At 68.4% G+C, this 17,755-nt stretch carries 10 protein-coding genes; 3 read left to right on the top strand and 7 right to left on the bottom strand.

Annotated features, from left to right (window positions below; translation table 11 throughout):
* Positions 1-18 precede the first annotated feature (18 nt).
* Positions 19-2,355, bottom strand: a complete 2,337-nt coding sequence (gene pbpC, locus AC1G9C_RS04325; protein ID WP_480409542.1) for a peptidoglycan glycosyltransferase PbpC — start codon at positions 2,353-2,355, stop codon at positions 19-21.
* Between the two features lie 526 nt (positions 2,356-2,881).
* Here pbpC and AC1G9C_RS04320 point away from each other — a divergent pair.
* Complete coding sequence (locus AC1G9C_RS04320) at positions 2,882-5,170, top strand: VCBS domain-containing protein (protein WP_480409541.1); 2,289 nt, start codon at positions 2,882-2,884, stop codon at positions 5,168-5,170.
* 341 nt (positions 5,171-5,511) lie between these two features.
* Here the strand turns inward: AC1G9C_RS04320 and AC1G9C_RS04315 are convergent, their stop codons facing one another.
* Both AC1G9C_RS04315 and AC1G9C_RS04310 read right to left on the bottom strand, forming a co-directional pair.
* Positions 5,512-10,410, bottom strand: coding sequence for an alpha-2-macroglobulin family protein (locus AC1G9C_RS04315; RefSeq protein WP_480409540.1), 4,899 nt, complete (start codon positions 10,408-10,410; stop codon positions 5,512-5,514).
* Positions 10,411-10,546: 136 nt separating this feature from the next.
* On the bottom strand, positions 10,547-11,011 hold the full coding sequence (locus AC1G9C_RS04310) for an aminoacyl-tRNA deacylase (RefSeq protein WP_021445651.1): 465 nt from the start codon (positions 11,009-11,011) through the stop codon (positions 10,547-10,549).
* Between the two features lie 163 nt (positions 11,012-11,174).
* Between AC1G9C_RS04310 and AC1G9C_RS04305 the strand changes: the two genes are divergently transcribed.
* A complete protein-coding gene (locus AC1G9C_RS04305; RefSeq protein WP_480409539.1) occupies positions 11,175-12,548 on the top strand; it encodes an MATE family efflux transporter in 1,374 nt (457 codons plus the stop codon).
* 117 nt (positions 12,549-12,665) lie between these two features.
* Positions 12,666-13,121, top strand: coding sequence for a DUF2214 family protein (locus tag AC1G9C_RS04300; RefSeq protein ID WP_122109021.1), 456 nt, complete (start codon positions 12,666-12,668; stop codon positions 13,119-13,121).
* Positions 13,122-13,242: 121 nt separating this feature from the next.
* On the opposite strand, the gene hisC is transcribed toward AC1G9C_RS04300, so the two are convergent.
* The 4 genes from hisC to murA all read right to left on the bottom strand — a co-directional run bounded on the left by hisC (position 13,243) and on the right by murA (position 17,746).
* The gene (hisC, locus tag AC1G9C_RS04295; RefSeq protein WP_480409538.1) at positions 13,243-14,295 is read right to left on the bottom strand and encodes a histidinol-phosphate transaminase; all 1,053 of its coding nucleotides are present in this window, start codon (positions 14,293-14,295) and stop codon (positions 13,243-13,245) included.
* Positions 14,296-14,361: 66 nt separating this feature from the next.
* Positions 14,362-15,672, bottom strand: coding sequence for a histidinol dehydrogenase (hisD, locus tag AC1G9C_RS04290; protein WP_021445566.1), 1,311 nt, complete (start codon positions 15,670-15,672; stop codon positions 14,362-14,364).
* A 103-nt stretch (positions 15,673-15,775) separates the two neighbouring features.
* A complete protein-coding gene (gene hisG / locus AC1G9C_RS04285; RefSeq protein WP_021445567.1) occupies positions 15,776-16,411 on the bottom strand; it encodes an ATP phosphoribosyltransferase in 636 nt (211 codons plus the stop codon).
* Positions 16,412-16,480: 69 nt separating this feature from the next.
* Positions 16,481-17,746, bottom strand: a complete 1,266-nt coding sequence (gene murA / locus AC1G9C_RS04280; protein ID WP_397497930.1) for a UDP-N-acetylglucosamine 1-carboxyvinyltransferase — start codon at positions 17,744-17,746, stop codon at positions 16,481-16,483.
* Between the last annotated feature and the right edge of the window lie 9 nt (positions 17,747-17,755).

Here is a 17,755-nt window from a genome sequence, read left to right as displayed (position 1 = left end):
GCGCGCCTGCACCAGGCGCTAAGGCTCGACGCTGAATTCCAGGCGGGCGGTCTGGCCGCCCTCGTCGAGCACGCTGAGCTGGTGCCGGCCGACCGCGAACGCATGGGCGAAAGGCGCCCCGGCGGCGCTGTCGCCCAGCGGCCGGCCGTCGACGAACCACCAGCGTCGGCCGCTGCCGCCCAGGGTCGACAGGCTCAGGCGCAGCGGTTCGGCGTCGCCCTGCGGTCGGCGCAGGCGATCGCCCTCACGCACGCCGACGATGGACAGCGGCGCCACCTGGGCCGGCGTCGGCGGCGGACAGGCACGGTCGGCCGCCGGCAGGCGCGCGCTGCGCCGTTCGCGGCGCGGCAACCAGGGTTCCAGCGGCGCCGGCCATAGCGCCAGCTCGCGACGCTCGGCCTGGGCGCAGCCCGGGGCGACGCGACGGCCGCGGGGATTGACCCACAGCGGCTCGCGCAGGCCGCTGCCCAGCGGCTGGTCGGCGGCCAGCAGGGTCGGCGGCGTGGTGCCCTGCAGGGTCCAGGCGAAGCGCAGGCGCCGGCAGTTGGGGTCGTCCCTGTCCAGGGGCTGGCCCAACGGCCAGCAGATGGCGGCGACGCCGACCTCGGCCGGCTGCGGATCGGCCGGCGCGGCGATGCCGCGCTGGCTGTCGCGGTTGACCAGCAGATCGTGCACCTGCAACAGCAGCGGCGCCGCCGAGGCCAGGCCGAACTGGCCGGGCACCGGGGTGCCGTCCGGGCGACCGATCCAGATGCCGATCAGGTGGCGCGGGCCGACGCCGATGGCCCAGGCATCGCGAAAGCCGTAGCTGGTGCCGGTCTTCCAGGCCAGGCTCGGCCGTTGCACGAGCTGCGCGCGCGGGTCGCGGTCCGGGCGCGCCTGGCCGCTGAGGATGCGCCGCACTATCCAGGCTGCGCCGGGCGACAGCAGGCGCCGCTCGCGCAGTTCATCGTCCGGCTGCAGGCGCGGCCGCGCCGCCAGGCCGCCACGGGCGAAGGCGCTGTAGCCGGCCAGCAGCGCCTCCAGGCGGGTGCCGCCACCGCCGAGGATCAGCGCCAGGTTGGGCTCGGCCAATGCCGGCAGGCGAATCGGCAAGCCGGCGCCGCGCAGCTCGCCGGCGAAGCGCTTCGGCCCGTAGGCCTCCAGTAGCTGCACCGCCGGCAGGTTGAGCGAGGTGGCCAGCGCCTCGCTGGCCGACACCGGGCCGCTGAAGCCGGCGGCGAAGTTGCCGGGACGGTAGTCGCCGTAATGCCGCGGCACGTCCTGCAGCAGCGACTCGGAGTGGATCAGCCCGGCGTCCAGGGCCATGCCGTAGAGGAAGGGCTTGAGCGTGGAGCCGGGCGAGCGCAACGCGCGCACCATGTCGACGTGGCCGAAGCGCGCGGCATCGCCGATATCCACCGAGCCGAGGTAGGCGCGCACCGCCATGCTCTGGTGCTCCACCACCAGGATCGCCGCCGAGGTGCGCTCGGGCAGACGCGCACGCCAGCCCAGCAGCAGGTCTTCCAGGCGCAATTGCAGGCCGGCGTCGAGGGTGGTGCGGATCAGCGGCGGGCTACCGGCGCGGTTCAGCCGCCGTGCCAGCAAGGGCGCCAGGCTCGGCTCGCGGCGCGGGGCGAGGAATACCGGCTCCTCCAGCGCCTCGCCCACCTGCGTCTGCGGCCATACGCGGAACTCGGCCAGACGCCGCAGCACCTTGTCGCGCGCGGCCTGGGCGCGCTCGGGGTGACGATCCGGCCGCAGCCGACTGGGCGCCTGCGGCAGCACCGCGAGCAATGCGGCCTCGGCGCGAGTGAGCTGGCTCGGCGGCTTGCCCAGGTAGCTCCAGCTGGCCGCCGCCACGCCCTCCAGGGTGCCGCCGAAGGGCGCGCGATTCAGATACAGGGCGAGGATCTCGTCCTTGGACAGGTGCCACTCCAGTTGCGCGGTGCGCCACAGCTGCTTGAGCTTGCCGGGCAGGTCGCGGCCGTGCGGATCGAGCAGGCGCGCCACCTGCATCGACAGGGTGCTGCCGCCGGACACCACGCGCCCGCCGCTGAGGTTCTGCCAGGCGGCGCGGGCCAGGGCCAGCGGGTTGACCCCGGGGTGCAGGCGGAACCAGCGATCCTCGTAGGTCAGCAGGGCTTCGAGGTAATAGGGCGAGACCTGGTCCGGCGTCACCGGGTAGCGCCATACGCCGTCGCGATCGGCGAAGCGCCACAACGGCGTGCCGTCCTCGGCCAGCACCACGCGGGCCAGATCGTCCTCGGGCAGCGGCAGCGGGAACAGGCGGTCGGCGAGCCAGAGCAGCGACAGCACCAGTATCGGCAGCGTTACAAGCCGATATCGACGCCCCACTCCAGCACTCGGCCTCATCCAATGGTTCGCAAGCACCAAAAACCTCTAAGAACTTGTAATTAATCAATTTTCCGTAATAGGTGAAGGTACGAGCGACAGCTTGAAGTCATTAATTTGACGAATATTTTTTCAACCAACCAGACAGACAACGCCAGCCGTCGGAATTTTGTCTATTGGCTATTTCAGCAGCTTTACAACGCCTCGGCACTGACCTAAACCAATATCAAACTGACACCATACCCAGATCGGCCGCAGGCTGAAGGCCCTCCCAGTAGAGGGCTCAGCACCCTGCCGCAGGAGTTCTTACGGGCGCATTTTTTCGAGCCCCGCGCTTCGCCGGCAGGCTCGCTTTACAGCCCATGTTCACTCCACTGCTCACTCCGGCGGACCTATGCCTTTCCGCTACGGAGACGACGAGTATGAAGTACCCGCTCTGGATGATGGGAGAGCTGCACCACTTCTTGAAGGCCACGTAAGTAAGAAGGTTCTTTCGCCTACACCTGCGCCGCTGCCGAGCCGCGTTTCGATAAGAGAGGAAGTAGTCATGGCCATCTCCACAGTGTCTTTCACCAATACTCCACAGGCGGTGGACGATTACTACACCGCCACCCAGACTGGCCTCACCGAGAACTCGACTGAGACCATTATTCTGGCGGTGATGGCCAACGACCTGGGCGGTAAGGCCAAAACGCTCTACTCCCTGGATGACGGGATAGAGAACGAAGGCTCGGCCACTTCAGCGGACCTGCTAATGAAGGATCTAGTGGGGGTCAACAACCTCAGCCAGTACGGTGCGCACATCGCCATCATGGCCGATGGCACAGTTGCCTACACCATGACAGATACGAGCAGGGCGCACTTCGCCTCACTGGGTGCAGGCGAGATCGGTTACGACAGCTTCACCTACGCCATCCGCCTGGGCAACGGCACGCTGAGTTGGGCCACGGCGACGGTCGAGATTAGAGGGGTGAACGATGCGCCGCTGATCACCAGTTCGAACCAGACCGGCGCCGTCAGCGAGGACGGTACCCTCGGCGCCGCCGGCCAGGTCACCGCCAGCGATGTCGATGACGGCGCCACCCTCAGCTTCAGCGGCAATGCCAGCAGCGCCTACGGCAGCTTCGCGGTCGATGCCACGACCGGTGAATGGACCTACTCCCTGGACAACGCCGCCGCCCAATCCCTGGCCGCCGGCCAGGAGGTGAGCGAAACCTTCACCGTCACCGTCACCGACGACCAGGGCGCCACCGTCACCCAGGACGTGACCATCACCATCACCGGCACCAACGATGCGCCGCTGATCACCAGTTCGACCCAGACCGGCGCCGTCAGCGAGGACGGTACCCTCGGCGCCGCCGGCCAGGTCACCGCCAGCGATGTCGATGACGGCGCCACCCTCAGCTTCAGCGGCAATGCCAGCAGCGCCTACGGCAGCTTCGCGGTCGACGCCACGACCGGTGAATGGACCTACTCCCTGGACAACGCCGCCGCCCAATCCCTGGCCGCCGGCCAGGAGGTGAGCGAGACCTTCACCGTCACCGTCACCGACGACCAGGGCGCCACCGCCACCCAGGACGTGACCATCACCATCACCGGCACCAACGACATACCGTTGATCAGCGGCATTTCGACAGGCAGCGTTCAGGAAGACACAAACGTCGTGGCCGGCAAACTCACAACCAGTGGCGCACTAACGATTAACGATGCCGATGCCGGCCAGTCGTCGTTCCAGGCACAGCCAACGGTGGCTGGAACTTATGGCAGCTTCACACTCACGGCCTCCGGCAACTGGACCTACTCGGTCAACAACAGCCTGGCGGCGATTCAGGCTTTGCAGACCGGGCAAATGCTGACCGACAGCTTTACCGCCGTATCATTCGATGGCAGCGCATCGCAATTGGTGGAAGTGACCATTCACGGACTGAACGATGTCACCGCGTTCACCGGTACCACAGGCCCCAATACGTTCAGCTTCAACGCAGCGGCCAGTGGCGTCTCTACCATTACCGACCCCGGGAGCAACAACGATGCGATTCAAATCACCGGAGATAATGTCACGCTGACATCGCTTAACTTCGAGAAAGTCGGCAATGACCTGGCGATCACCATCAACGACCAGCACATCACAGTGCTCAATCACTTCGGTGCTTCCGCCAATGCAGTTGAAACTATCACCTTTGCCGCTGGGCAAAGCTATTTCGGCTACGCCCTGGAAGGTGACTACAAGATCTTCTCTGGTAACGACTTCGTCGCCAACAACGGCAACAGCAACGACGTTATCGCCGGCACTTCCACTGCCCAGACAATTGATGGCGGAGGTGGGGCCAGCGGCAGGGATCTGTTGTTCGGTAATAACGGCAACGACACCTTGATCGGCCGCAATGACAACGACCTGCTGGTAGGCGGAGCTGGCAACGATAGTCTGCAAGGCGGAGCTGGCCTCGATACCCTTGTGGGCGGCGACGGCGACGACATCCTGATCGGCGGGCTAGGGAACGACACCCTGATAGGCGGCGCCGGGGCCGACACTTTCGTATTCGCGGAAACAACCGGAGCATCCAATCTGGACCAGATTCTCGATTACAGCTTCGCCGAAGGCGACAAGCTCGATCTCTCGGCCCTGCTCAATGCTAATTTCGTTTCTGGAAGCCAGGTATCGGACTTCGTCAAACTAGTTCAGACAGGCGCCGATATCACCGTTCAGGTGGATGTAAACGGGGCTACGGGTGGGCCAAGCTTCGCCGATGTGGCGGTGCTGACCAATTACGGCACCACCGGCTCCGACCTGGTGCGCGCCTGGTTCGGCGATGTCGACCATACCCTGGCGGTCTGACTCCGCAGCGGACAGGGGCTGACCGGGAGGGCTTAACGCCCTCCCGTGCCGACTAAGGGAGCGAACCGCCCCACTCGCCGATAGCCCGCTTTGCTCTGGCCAAGGCGCTCCCGCCCAGCGCCAGCGGGATGATCCGAGATGCGGGCGCGGCTAGCGGCCCTCGTAGGTCAGCAACGCTTCCACATGATAGGGCGAAACCACGTCCACGCTTGCCGACGAGAGCCACACGCTGTTGCGGTCGCCGAACCAGCGCCGGCCAAGCGATAGCCGGCGGATGAGCGGCCCCTGCCATCCGCTCACCAGCCTTGCCCCCGCTTATGGGAGCAGGGCTAGGGTAGGCTTCACCTCTCCTCCACCACCAGAGACGCCGGCGCACTGCCCAGCGCCTGCCAGCTCGGCCGGTACATCGACTCCACCTGCGGCGGCGGTACGCGGTAGCTGCCCGGGGTCACCGCGCGGGCCAGATAGAGCAGGTGGGTGGTGCCGTAGCCGTCCACGTCCAGCGCCGCCACGTAGCGGTCGCCGCGGTATTCCTGGTGCTTGATCCGCGCGTTCTGCATCGCCTGGCGCCATTCCTTGACCTGGCTGCCGGCGTCGTCGAGGCTCGCCGCGCTCTGCGCCAGGTTCTGGTTTTCCAGCTCCAGGCCGGCGGGCAGCAGGTCCACCACCAGGGCATCGGGCACGCGCTGCTTGGCGCGCACCGCCAGGTGCACCAGCACCAGCTCGCCGCTGGTCAGCCGCTGCAGGTCGAGCGGGCGGCCGTCCATGCCCAGATATTCGCGCTCGATGCTGAGGTTGTCGCCGCCGGCCGCCGGCGGCTGCACCGGGTAGCCGGACAGGGTCAGTTGCTGGTAGAGCTTGGCGCTGCCGGCATTGCTGACGCTCAGCGGCTCGGCCAGCTCGCCGCGCTCCAGCTTGATGCCCGGTTGCCGCTCGCTCAGTTCGAACTGGAAGGCACCACTGGAAAGCGCAGCGCGCCAGGGCTGTTCCGGCTGACCGAGCAGGCCGCGACCGGCGAGGAACAGGGCGTTGCGCTCCTGGGTCGACAGCCAGCGCTGGCCGGCCAGCTCGTCGGCCAGGTCGAACAGCCGCTGCTCGCGCTGGCCGGCGGCCAGGTCGTGTTCCTCCAGCACGGCGAGGATCAGCGCCTGGTCGCGCAGCGCGCTGCCGTAGTCGGCCATCCAGCGCTCGCCGTCGCGCGGCTGGATCAGGCCCTGGGCCAGAGCCTGCTCGCCGCGCGGCGCGTCGCCCATCAGCGTCAAAGCAGCCGCCAGCTGCACCAGCGGCAGACCGGAACGCGCCTCGCTGCGCCGCTCGAACAGGCTGCGCAGCGCGCCCAGCGGCGCCTGCTGGCTGCGCGCCAGGACGTAGCCGGCGTAGGCCTGCACGGCGAAACGGGTGTGGGCGAAGTCCTCGCTGTAGCTGGCCTCGATCAGGCTGCTCTGCTGCAGGTAGCGCAGCAGGCGGTCGCTGGCCTTCTTCAGCGCCTCGGCCGGCACGCCGAAGCCCTGCTCGCGGGCACGCAGGAGGAAATCGGTGACATAGGCGGTGAGCCAGTATTCCTCCTCGCTCTCGGCGCTCCACAGGCCGAAGCCGCCGCTGTGCCGCTGCATACCGAGCAGACGTTCGATGCCCAGTTCGATGCTCTTGCGGCGCTGCTCGTCCGGCTCGCCTGCCAGGCCGAGACGCTCGAGGCTGGCGGCGTCGGCGTAGAGCGAGGGGTAGAGGCCGCTGGTGGTCTGCTCCAGACAGCCGTAGGGGTAAGCCTTGAGCGCGCGGATCTGCTCGCCGAGGTTCAGCGGCGGCCGGCTCGACAGCGCCAGCAGCGCTTCCAGCCCGGCCGGCTCGAACGCCGCCAGGCTGCCGGCCGGCAGGCTCCAGGGCTCGCCCTCGCCGAGCACCGCACGGAAATGCCGCAGCTGCGCCGGATAGGCCGGGCGAATGCCCAGGGTCCATTCGCGGCTGAAGTCGCCGAGTTCCTCACCCGGCAGCGCCAGACCCTGCACCTCGACATGGATACGCCCCTGGCCCAGGCCGCCCTCGGCGCGCACCGGGATGCGCAGGGTGGTGCGCTGGCCGTCGGCCAGCTGGATCGGCGCCTCGCCGCGCTGCAGCAGGCGCAGCTGGCCATCCACGTCCACCCGTACGTCGAGCTGCTGCTCGGCGCCGGAGAGGTTGGTCAAATCCAGCGCCAGGCTGGTTTCGTCGCCGCCAGCGAGAAAGCGCGGCATCGACAGCTCGGCGATCAGCGGCGCGGCGACCAGCGTCTTGGCCTCGGCCATGCCGAAGCGCTCGTCGCTCCAGGCCTGCGCCATCAGGCGCAGCTCGCCGTTGAAGTCGGGAATATCCAGGCTGACTTCGCCCTCGCCCTGCTCGCTGAGCTGCAGCGCTTCGCTCTGCAGGGCGACGATCAGCACGCTGGTGTCCGGGCGCTTGCCGCCGGCGGCCAGCCCGGCGTCGCCGCCGAAGGCCAGGCTGGCCAGGCGGCCCTGCCCCTCGATCAGCTGGCCGTAGACGTCCAGCTGATCGGCGCCGTAGGCCTTGCGCCCGAAGAAACTGGCGAAGGGATCGGGGGTGGCGTAATCGGTGATATTGAGGATGCCGACATCCACCGCGGCGACCAGCACCCGCACTTTCTCGGGGATGCTGCCGTCGGCGTTGCGCGCACTGACCTTGACCTTCAGCGGCTGCTTGGGTCGCATCTTTTCCGGCGCCTCGAGGGTCAGCGCCAGCTGGCGCGGCGCACGCTGCAGCGGCAGGTGCAGCAGGCCGACGGCGCGCTTGGGCGTGACCTGCGCCTTGCGCTCGCCGGGGCGCACCACCTGGGCGCTGAGATACAGGTCGTGACGCGCCCAGGCCGGGTCGATGGGCAGCTCGAAGGTCTTGCCTGCCGCCGGCACGCTGATTTCCTGCCACCACAGCGGTCCCTCGCTGGATTCCAGCAGCAGGTAGCCGCTGCCGGCGGCCGGCGGGGTGACGCTGATCCTGGCCACATCGCCCGCGGCGTAGGCCGGCTGGTCCAGCGCCAGCTTGACCTGGTCGGGACGCACCGCGCCGCCCTCGGCGTTGTCCTGCCAGCGGTAGCCGGCCCAGAAGCGCAGGCTGCTGAGCAGGCCGGTGCGGTTGTCCACCAGCTCGACCCGGTAGGGGCCCCACTCCACCGGGAAGCTGACCTTGGTGGTGCCGCCGGCCTCGATGCTCAGCGGCTCCTCGCTGAGGGTGAGGAACTTCTCGTTGAAGTTGTGCCGCCAGCCCTCACCGTCGGAGAAGCTCCAGAAGTAGTCGCGGCGCTCGCGCACCAGGCGCACGGTCAGGTCGTCGGCGGCCAGCTTGTTGCCGGCGGCATCGGCCACCAGCAGCTCGAACTCGGCCAGGCTGTCGGCATCCACCTCCTCGCCGTCGAACAGCCCGCGCAGCCCCGGCAGACGCTCGGCCGGCCATACCGGCTGGACGATGCGCCGGGTGATCGGCCGGCCGCCGGATTCCTGCAGGCTGGCCTGGAGGATCAGGCGCAGCGGCGATTTGGCCTCGCCCCAGCGGTTTTCCGGGCGCAGCACGGCGCGGCCCTGGTCGTCGAGACTGATCTCGTCGAGTTCCTGATCCTGAGTCAGATCGGCCTCGGTGACGTCGCCGAACTGGTAGCCCGGCAGGCTCGCCACCGCCTCGCGCAGCGGCCGCACGTAGAGCTGGCCGGTCAGGCGGTTGCCGGCGGCCGGCGCGCCGTAGAGGTAGCGGCCGGTCACGGCGAACTCGGGATTGTCGCCCGGCGCATAGGGCTGCTCGCGGCCCTTGAGTTCCAGGGCCAGGCGTTCGGGGAGGAAGTCCTCGACGAGAAACTCGTACAGCTGCGGGCTGCCGTCGCCGAGGTCGAGCAGCAGCTGCCAGCGCCCGGTGGGCGCCTCCTCGGCCAGCTGCAGCTGGTACTGGTAGAGGCCCCCCTCGTCCGCCGTCCAGACGAACTTGCGGCTGACCTGCTCGTCCGGCCGGCGCACCTCGACGCTCACCGGCTGGGCCTTGACCGGCTTGCCGTCGGCGTCGCGCAGCAGGGCATTGAGCAGCACCGTCTCGCCGGGGCGATAGAGGTCGCGCGGGCCGAACACGAACAGCTGCAGCGGATGCGCCTTAGGCCCGGCGATATCGAACTCGGCCAGGTCCAGCGCCGGTGCATTGAGGCGCAGCAGGCTGGTCTGCTCGCCCTGCTTGGCCAGCAGCAACTGGGCCTTGGCCGGCAGCGGCAACTGGGCGTGACCGGCGGCGTCGGTCTTGCCCTCGGCGAGCAGCGCGCCGTCGCCATCGAGCAGCTCGAGCTGTACCCCGGCCTGCGCCTGGCCACCTTCCAGGGCCTGGGTGAAGACGTCGAGACGGTCGCGGTAGCGGTGCGCGGACAGGCCGATGTCGCTCAGGGAAAACAGCGTCGCCGGCTGCGAATAGCTGTAGCTGCCGGCCTCGCGCATCACCGCTAGGTACACCCCGGGCTGCTTGAACGGCTCCAGGCCGGCGATCGGCAGCAGCAGGGTCTCGCGCGTGTTGCGCGCCGGGTTGAGGTCGAAACGTCCGCCGTAGACCAGCTCGGCCATCGGCAGCAGCTCGCGCGCCTCCCAGGTGTCGAGGTTGCTGCTGCGCCCCCAGCGGGCGAGGAAGCCCGGCAGCGCCTCGGGCTTGATGCGGAAGAACTCGACGTTGACCTTGTCGACGTTCAGCGCGATCACCGGCAGGCCCTCGGCCAGGCGGGTCGGCAGCAGCGAGCCGCGGCTGGCGAAACCGACGCTGGCCTGCAGGTCGCGGGTCTCCAGGCGGCTGACGTGCTCGGCGGCAAGCTTGGCGCCATTGATGCCGCGCAGGCCGGCGTCGATGGTCAGCACCAGCTTGCGCTTGGGCTCCAGGTGGCGCAGGCGCAGTTCGCTCAGGTTTTCGGACAGTTCCCAGGCGCCGTCGACCTTGCCGTCCTTGCTGTCGACCAGGTGCAGGCGCTCGGCGAAGAGCTGGTCGGGATCGAGCGGCACGGAGAAGGTCACCGACAACGCGCTGGCGCCGTCCAGTTGCACCTCGGACACGTCGACCACCTCCAGTTCGCGGCCGGCATGGCGCGCGGCCAGCGCGGCGCGATCCACCGCCGGCTGCGGCGGGCGCTGCTGCTCGGCCGCGGGCGCGGTGCTGGTGACGGTGGCGGGGTCCTGGGATGAATCGCAGGCGCTGAGCAGGCTCAGGGCGAGGGCCAGAAGCAGTCCTTTGTTCGGCATTGCGGGCTCCGGTATAGGGGGGCGCAGAGAACCCCAACTATAGCCGAGCGCCTACCCAGGGAGGAGGCGCGGCGGCGAAAGCGCCAAGCCGCGCACAGCTCCCTGGCCCAAGCACGACGACGATTTCAGCCGCGGTTCAATGGCACAGCTCGCAGACCTCGGCATTGGGCGCCAGGGTGAAGAAGTCGTCCATCGACATATGCACCAGGTTCTCGTGGTCGCCGGCCTCCAGGTAGACGTCCGCCAGCCGCGCCAGTTGCGGGTCGATCAGCATGTCCAGGCCATACAGCGCGCCGAGCGCCGGCACCGCGCCGCGCTGGCAGTCCTTGAACAGGCCGACCAGGTTCTGCTCGCCGCTCAGTTGCCAGCGCTGGCTGCCCTTGCGCACCTTGTCCAGGTCGAGCTTGCGGTTGGCCGGCAGCACGGCCATCAGGTAGTGGCCGCGGCGGTCGTCGAGGATCACCGGCTTGGCCATGCGCGCAGCAGGAATGTGCGCCTTGCGCGCCGCCTCCAGGCTGGTGGCCGAGGGCTCGTGCTCGATCAGTTTGTAGTCGCAATGCGCCCGCTGCAGATGGCGCTCCAGGGTTTCGGCCATACGCATGATCCACCTCCTCGGTCGCCGCGGCGACGCTTGGTTGACTGGCCCTGAAAAAAGTCTAGCCAGACCGGCAGGCAGGCGAAGGTGCGGTTGCTGCTATGACCAGACGGCCATAGCAGCAAAGGTACTAACGCCGCCTATAATCGCCGCTTTGCCGGAGCCGCCCATGTCCGCCCTGCTCGACGCCTGGCGCCACACCCCGACCCAGCGCCGGGTCTGGGCCCTGGCCGCGCCAATGATTCTCTCCAACCTGTCGGTGCCGCTGGTGGCGCTGGTCGACAGCGCCGTGGTCGGTCACCTGCCGCACGCCCACCAGCTGGCGGCGGTGGCGGTGGGCGGCAGCCTCTACACCCTGCTGACCTGGGCCATGGGCTTTCTGCGCATGGGCAGCACCGGCTTCGCCGCTCAGGCCGCCGGCCGCGGCGACGGCGGCGCGCTGCGCCAGGTGCTGCTGCAGGGCCTGCTGCTCGGCGTGCTGCTGGCGCTGCTGCTGGCCGTGCTGGCGATCCCCTTCAGCGGCGTCGCGCTGGGTCTGATGCGGCCATCGGCGGCACTCGACGCGCTGGCCCGCGAGTATTTCCAGATCCGCCTGTTCGGCCTGCCCGCGGCCCTGGCGAGCTACGCCCTGGTCGGCTGGCTGCTGGGCACGCAAAACGCGCGTGGGCCGCTGGCGATTCTGCTCACCGCCAACCTGCTCAACGTGGCCCTGGACCTGTGGTTCGTGCTCGGCCTGCAGTGGGGCGTGGCCGGCGCGGCCTGGGCCTCGGTGATCGCCGAATGGAGCGCCGCCCTGCTCGGCCTGTGGCTGACGCGCCGTGCCCTGACGCGCTACCCCGGGCAGTTCGAGCGCGCGGCGCTGAAGCGCTGGCGCAACTGGCGGCCGCTGCTGGCGGTGAACCGCGACATCTTCATCCGCACCCTGGCGCTGCAGCTGGTGTTCTTCCTCATCACCGTGCAGGGCACCCGCCTGGGCGACGCCACGGTGGCGGCCAACGCCCTGCTGCTCAACGGCCTGCTGCTCACCGCCCACGCCCTCGACGGCCTGGCCCATGCGGTCGAGGCGCTGTGCGGCCATGCCCTCGGCGCCCGCGACCGCGCCGCGCTGCGCCGCTCGCTGCTGGTGGCCGGGGCCTGGTCGCTGCTGGCCAGCCTCGGCTTCGCCCTGTTCTTCCTGTTCGGCGGACACTGGTTCATCGGCCTGCAGACCGATATCGCCGCGGTGCGCGACACCGCACTGCAGTACCTGCCCTACCTGGCGCTGCTGCCGTTGCTGGCGGTGTGGAGCTACCTGCTCGACGGCCTGTTTATCGGCGCCACCCGGGCGCGGGAGATGCGCGACGCCATGCTGATCGCCCTGGCGCTGGCCCTGCCGCTGGGCTGGGCGCTGCAGGCGCTGGGCAACCACGGCCTGTGGCTGGCCTTTCTCGCCTTCATGGGGCTGCGAAGCCTGGTGCTGGCTGGCTATGCTTGGCACTTGAGTCGTCGCGACCGCTGGTTCGCCCCACCGCCAGCAGGAGAGACCGCCCCTGCTCAGCGCTGAGCTGCCACACAACGAAGCCCAGCGCCAACAGGCCCTGCAGCGCACCGACCAGGCGCTGTACCGGGCCAAGCGCGGCGAACTCGCCGCAACCGATCAATAACCCGCAAGGAGCACTCGATGGCCGCCGCACTCGTCGCCTATCTGCACTTTCTGGCGATCTTCGCCCTGTTCGCCCTGCTCAGCGTCGAGCATGTGCTGTTCAAGGCGCCGCTGGATCTGCGCCGCGCGCGCAGCCTGATGCTCACCGACCTGGCCTACGGTATCTGCGCCGGCCTGGTGCTGCTCACTGGCCTCGCGCGGGTGCTGTGGTACGGCAAGGGCTGGGCCTACTACCTGCACAACAGCCTGTTCCACGCCAAGGTGGGGCTGTTCATTCTGGTCGGCCTGCTGTCGATCCTGCCTACCGTGGTCTTCCTCAACTGGCGCCCGGCGCTCAAGACCGGCCGGGTGCCGGAACCCAGCGCCCGGCAGATCGTCCTGGTGACCTGGTGCATTCGCCTGGAGTTGCTGCTGCTGTTGCTGCTGCCGCTACTGGCGGCGCTGCTGGCGCGGGGTTATGGAGTGATCGGCTAACGAATCGGCGGCCGGGTGCAGCCACCCTGGCCGGCGGCGGGGTTTCACCTGCCGCACAGAATCCTGGCCCGGATGCAATCCGGGGCCGAGCGCGGCGTTCCCGAATTGCCTCCGGCGGCGCTTACAGCCCCTGCAGGGCGTCGAGCAGCGCCTGGTTCTGCTCCGGCGCACCGATGCTGATGCGCAGGAACTGGGCGATGCGCTGCTGCTTGAAGTGACGCACTATCACGCCCTGCTCGCGCAGGCCGGCGGCCAGGGTGGCGGCGTCCTTGTCCGGGTGGCGGGCGAAGACGAAGTTGGCGGCCGACGGCAGCACCTCGAAACCCAGGCCCTGCAGCCCGGCGACCACCGCCTCGCGGCTGGCGATCACCTGCTGGCAGGTCTGCTCGAAGTAGGCACGATCCTCGAACGCCGCCGCCGCGCCGGCGATGGCCATGCGATCGAGCGGGTAGGAGTTGAAGCTGTTCTTGATCCGCTCCAGCGCTTCGATCAGCTCCGGGTGGCCGACCGCGATGCCCACGCGCAGCCCGGCCAGCGAGCGCGACTTGGACAGGGTCTGGGTGACCAGCAGGTTCGGGTAGCGGTCGACCAGGGCGATGGCGCTCTGGCCGCCGAAATCGATGTAGGCCTCGTCCACCAGCACCACCGAATCCGGATTAACCTGCAGCAGCCGCTCGATGGCGTCGAGCGCCAGCAGGCAGCCGGTCGGCGCGTTGGGGTTGGGGAAGATGATGCCGGCATTGGGCCGGGCGTAATCCTCGATGCGGATCTGGAAGGCATCGTCGAGCGGCAGCGCCTCGAACTCGATGCCGTACAGGCCACAGTAGACCGGGTAGAAGCTGTAGGTGACATCCGGGAACAGCAGCGGCTTGCCGTGCTGGAACAGACCGTGGAAGGCGTGCGCCAGCACCTCGTCGGAGCCGTTGCCGACGAACACCTGGGCGGTGCTCACGCCGTAGTAGTCGGCGACCGCCTGCTTCAGGCGTTCGCCGTTGGGGTCCGGGTACAGGCGCAGGTTGTCGTTCAGCTCGGCCTGCATCGCGGCGATGGCCTTGGGCGACGGGCCGTAGGGGTTCTCGTTGGTGTTGAGCTTGACCAGCTTGCTCAGCTTGGGCTGCTCGCCCGGCACGTAGGGCACCAGGTCTTTGACGAAGGGGCTCCAGAACTTGCTCATCTGCCCTTCTCTCCTCGAATTCGTTGCGTTTTTGATGGGTATCGCTGCGCTCAACCCATCCTACATTCAGCCTTTGATCCGGTACTCGGCGCTGCGCGCATGGGCGGTCAGCGACTCGCCGCGGGCCAGCACCGAGGCGCTCTTGCCCAGCTCCGAGGCGCCGTCCGGCGAGCAGAAGATGATCGACGAGCGCTTCTGGAAGTCGTACACCCCCAGCGGCGAAGAGAAGCGCGCGGTGCCGGAAGTGGGCAGCACGTGGTTGGGGCCGGCGACGTAATCGCCCAGCGCCTCGGCGGTGTAGCGCCCCATGAAGATCGCGCCGGCATGACGAATCTGCGGCAGCCAGGCCTCCGGGTCGGCCACCGACAGTTCCAGGTGCTCGGGGGCGATGCGGTTGGCCACCTCGATGGCCTGGGCCATGTCGGTCACCTGGATCAGCGCGCCACGGCCTTCCAGCGAGGTGCGGATGATCTCGGCACGCTCCATGCTCGGCAAGAGCCTCTCGATGCTCTCGGCGACGCGGTCGAGGAAGGCGGCATCGGGACTGACCAGGATCGACTGGGCGTCCTCGTCGTGCTCGGCCTGGGAGAACAGGTCCATGGCGATCCAGTCCGGATCGGTCTGGCCGTCGCAGACCACGAGAATTTCCGAGGGCCCGGCGATCATGTCGATGCCGACCTTGCCGAACACGTGGCGCTTGGCGGTTGCCACGTAGATGTTGCCCGGGCCGACGATCTTGTCCACCGGCGGCACGCTCTCGGTGCCATAGGCCAGCGCCGCCACGGCCTGGGCCCCACCGATGGTGAACACGCGGTCGACGCCGGCGATGGCGGCCGCGGCCAGGACGATCTCGTTGATCTCGCCGCGCGGGGTCGGCACCACCATCACCACCTCGGGCACGCCGGCGACCTTGGCCGGGATGGCGTTCATCAATACCGAGGATGGATAGGAAGCCTTGCCGCCCGGCACGTACAGGCCGGCACGATCCAGCGGGGTGACCTTCTGCCCCAGCACGGTGCCGTCGGCCTCGCTGTAGCGCCAGGAATCCTGTTTCTGCCGCTCGTGGTAGCTGCGCACGCGCTCGGCCGCGACTTCCAGCGCCTGGCGCTGCGCGGGGGAAATACGTTCGAGGGCCAGTTCCAGGCGCTCGCGCGGCAGGATCAGGTCGGCCATGCTGGCGACCTCCAGGCCATCGAAACGCTGGGTGTATTCGACCAGCGCGGCATCGCCCCGCTCGCGCACGGCCTGGATGATCTCCAGCACGCGCTGGTTGACGCCATCGTCGGACACACTCTCCCAGCTCAGCAGATGATCCAGGTGTCGGGCGAAGTCCTGGTCAGCGGCGTTGAGTCGGCGAACAGCAATGGGAGCGGTCATGGCAAAGCCTCGTGTAATGGCAAATCTCAGGCGCCGCTAGAGTAGCAAGCCCACCGTGCGGGCACCTGAGAATTTGGCTATGACACGGATAGGCTGCGGGATGTCAGCTGGTATGTCGCGCCTCGACGGCGCCGCGCAGGGTCTCGATCAGCGCCTGGATACGGGCGTGCTGCATCTTCATCGAGGCCTTGTTGACGATCAGCCGCGAGCTGATGGTGGCGATCAGCTCCTGCGGCTCCAGACCGTTGGCGCGCAGGGTGTTGCCGGTGTCGACCACGTCGATGATCTTGTCGGCCAGGCCCACCAGCGGTGCCAGCTCCATCGAGCCATACAGCTTGATGATGTCGACCTGACGACCCTGCTCGGCGTAGTAGCGCTTGGCGACATTGACGAACTTGGTGGCCACGCGCAGGCGCCCTTTCGGCTCCGGCGCACCGACCTTGCCCGCGGTCATCAGCTTGCACTGGGCGATCTGCAGGTCCAGCGGCTCGTACAGGCCCTGGCCGCCGTACTCCATCAGCACGTCCTTGCCGGCCACGCCGAGATCCGCGGCGCCGTGCTCGACATAGGTCGGCACGTCGGTGGCGCGTACGATCAGCAGGCGCACGTCATCCTGGGTGGTGGGGATGATCAGCTTGCGGCTCTTGTCCGGGTTCTCGGTCGGCTCGATGCCCGCGGCCGCCAGCAGCGGCAGGGTGTCGTCGAGGATGCGGCCTTTGGACAGGGCGATGGTCAGCATGGAGCGGTTTCCTTGAACGGCAACGGCCACTCCGACAAGGAGCGGCCATACGGCAGTGGACGCGAGCGCTTAGCCCGGTACGCGGCGAATCTTGGCGCCGAGCAGCTGCAGCTTCTCTTCGATGCACTCGTAGCCACGGTCGATGTGGTAGATGCGGTCGATCAGGGTGTCGCCCTCGGCCATCAGCGCCGCCAGCACCAGGCTGGCCGAGGCGCGCAGGTCGGTGGCCATGACCGGTGCGCCCTTGAGCTGCTCTACCCCGGTGACGATGGCGGTGTTGCCTTCGACCAGGATATTGGCGCCCATGCGCAGCATCTCGTAGACGTGCATGAAGCGGTTCTCGAACACCGTTTCGATCACTGTGCCGGTCCCCTCGGCCACCGCATTGAGGGCGATGAACTGCGCCTGCATGTCGGTGGGGAAGGCCGGATAGGGCGCGGTGCGCAGGTTGACCGCCTTGGGTCGCTTGCCCTTCATGTCCAGCTCGATCCAGTCCGGACCGGTGCTGATCTCGGCGCCGGCTTCCTGCAGCTTGGCCAGCACGGCCTCCAGCGTCGAGGGGTCGGCGTCCTTGACCTTGACCCGACCGCCGGTGATGGCCGCGGCCACCAGGTAGGTGCCGGTCTCGATGCGGTCGGGCATCACGCTGAAGCGCGCGCCGTGCAGGCGCTCGACGCCGTCGATGACGATGGTGTCGGTGCCGGCGCCCTGGATCTTGGCGCCCATGGCGTTCAGGCAGTTGGCCAGGTCGACCACTTCCGGCTCGCGCGCGGCGTTTTCCAGCACGCTGCGACCCTTGGCCAGGGTCGCGGCCATCATGATGTTCTCGGTGCCGGTAACGCTGACCACGTCGAAGAAGAAGTGCGCGCCGCGCAGGCCACCTTCCGGCGCCTTGGCCTTGATGTAGCCGCCTTCCACGTCGATCTGTGCGCCCATGGCCTCGAGGCCGCGGATGTGCAGGTCGACCGGGCGCGAACCGATGGCGCAGCCGCCGGGCAGGGCCACCTCGGCTTCGCCGAAGCGCGCGACCATGGGCCCGAGCACCAGGATCGAGGCTCGCATGGTCTTGACCAGCTCGTAGGGCGCGACCAGGGTCTTGATCGAACGCGCGTCGACTTCCACCGACAGCTTCTCGTCGATCACCGGCTCGATGCCCATGCGGCCGAACAGCTCGATCATGGTGGTGATGTCGTGCAGGTGCGGCAGGTTGCAGATGGTCACCGGGGCGTCGCCCAGCAGGGTCGCCGCGAGGATCGGCAGGGCGGAGTTCTTCGCCCCGGAAATGCGGATTTCGCCATCGAGGCGAGCGCCGCCGGTAATGATCAGTTTGTCCATAGGAGTCTC

Source organism: Pseudomonas sp. ABa2 (assembly GCF_056676075.1).
The sequence above is the reverse complement of the archived record's forward strand: the minus strand, read 5'-3'. Positions and strand labels throughout refer to the sequence as shown.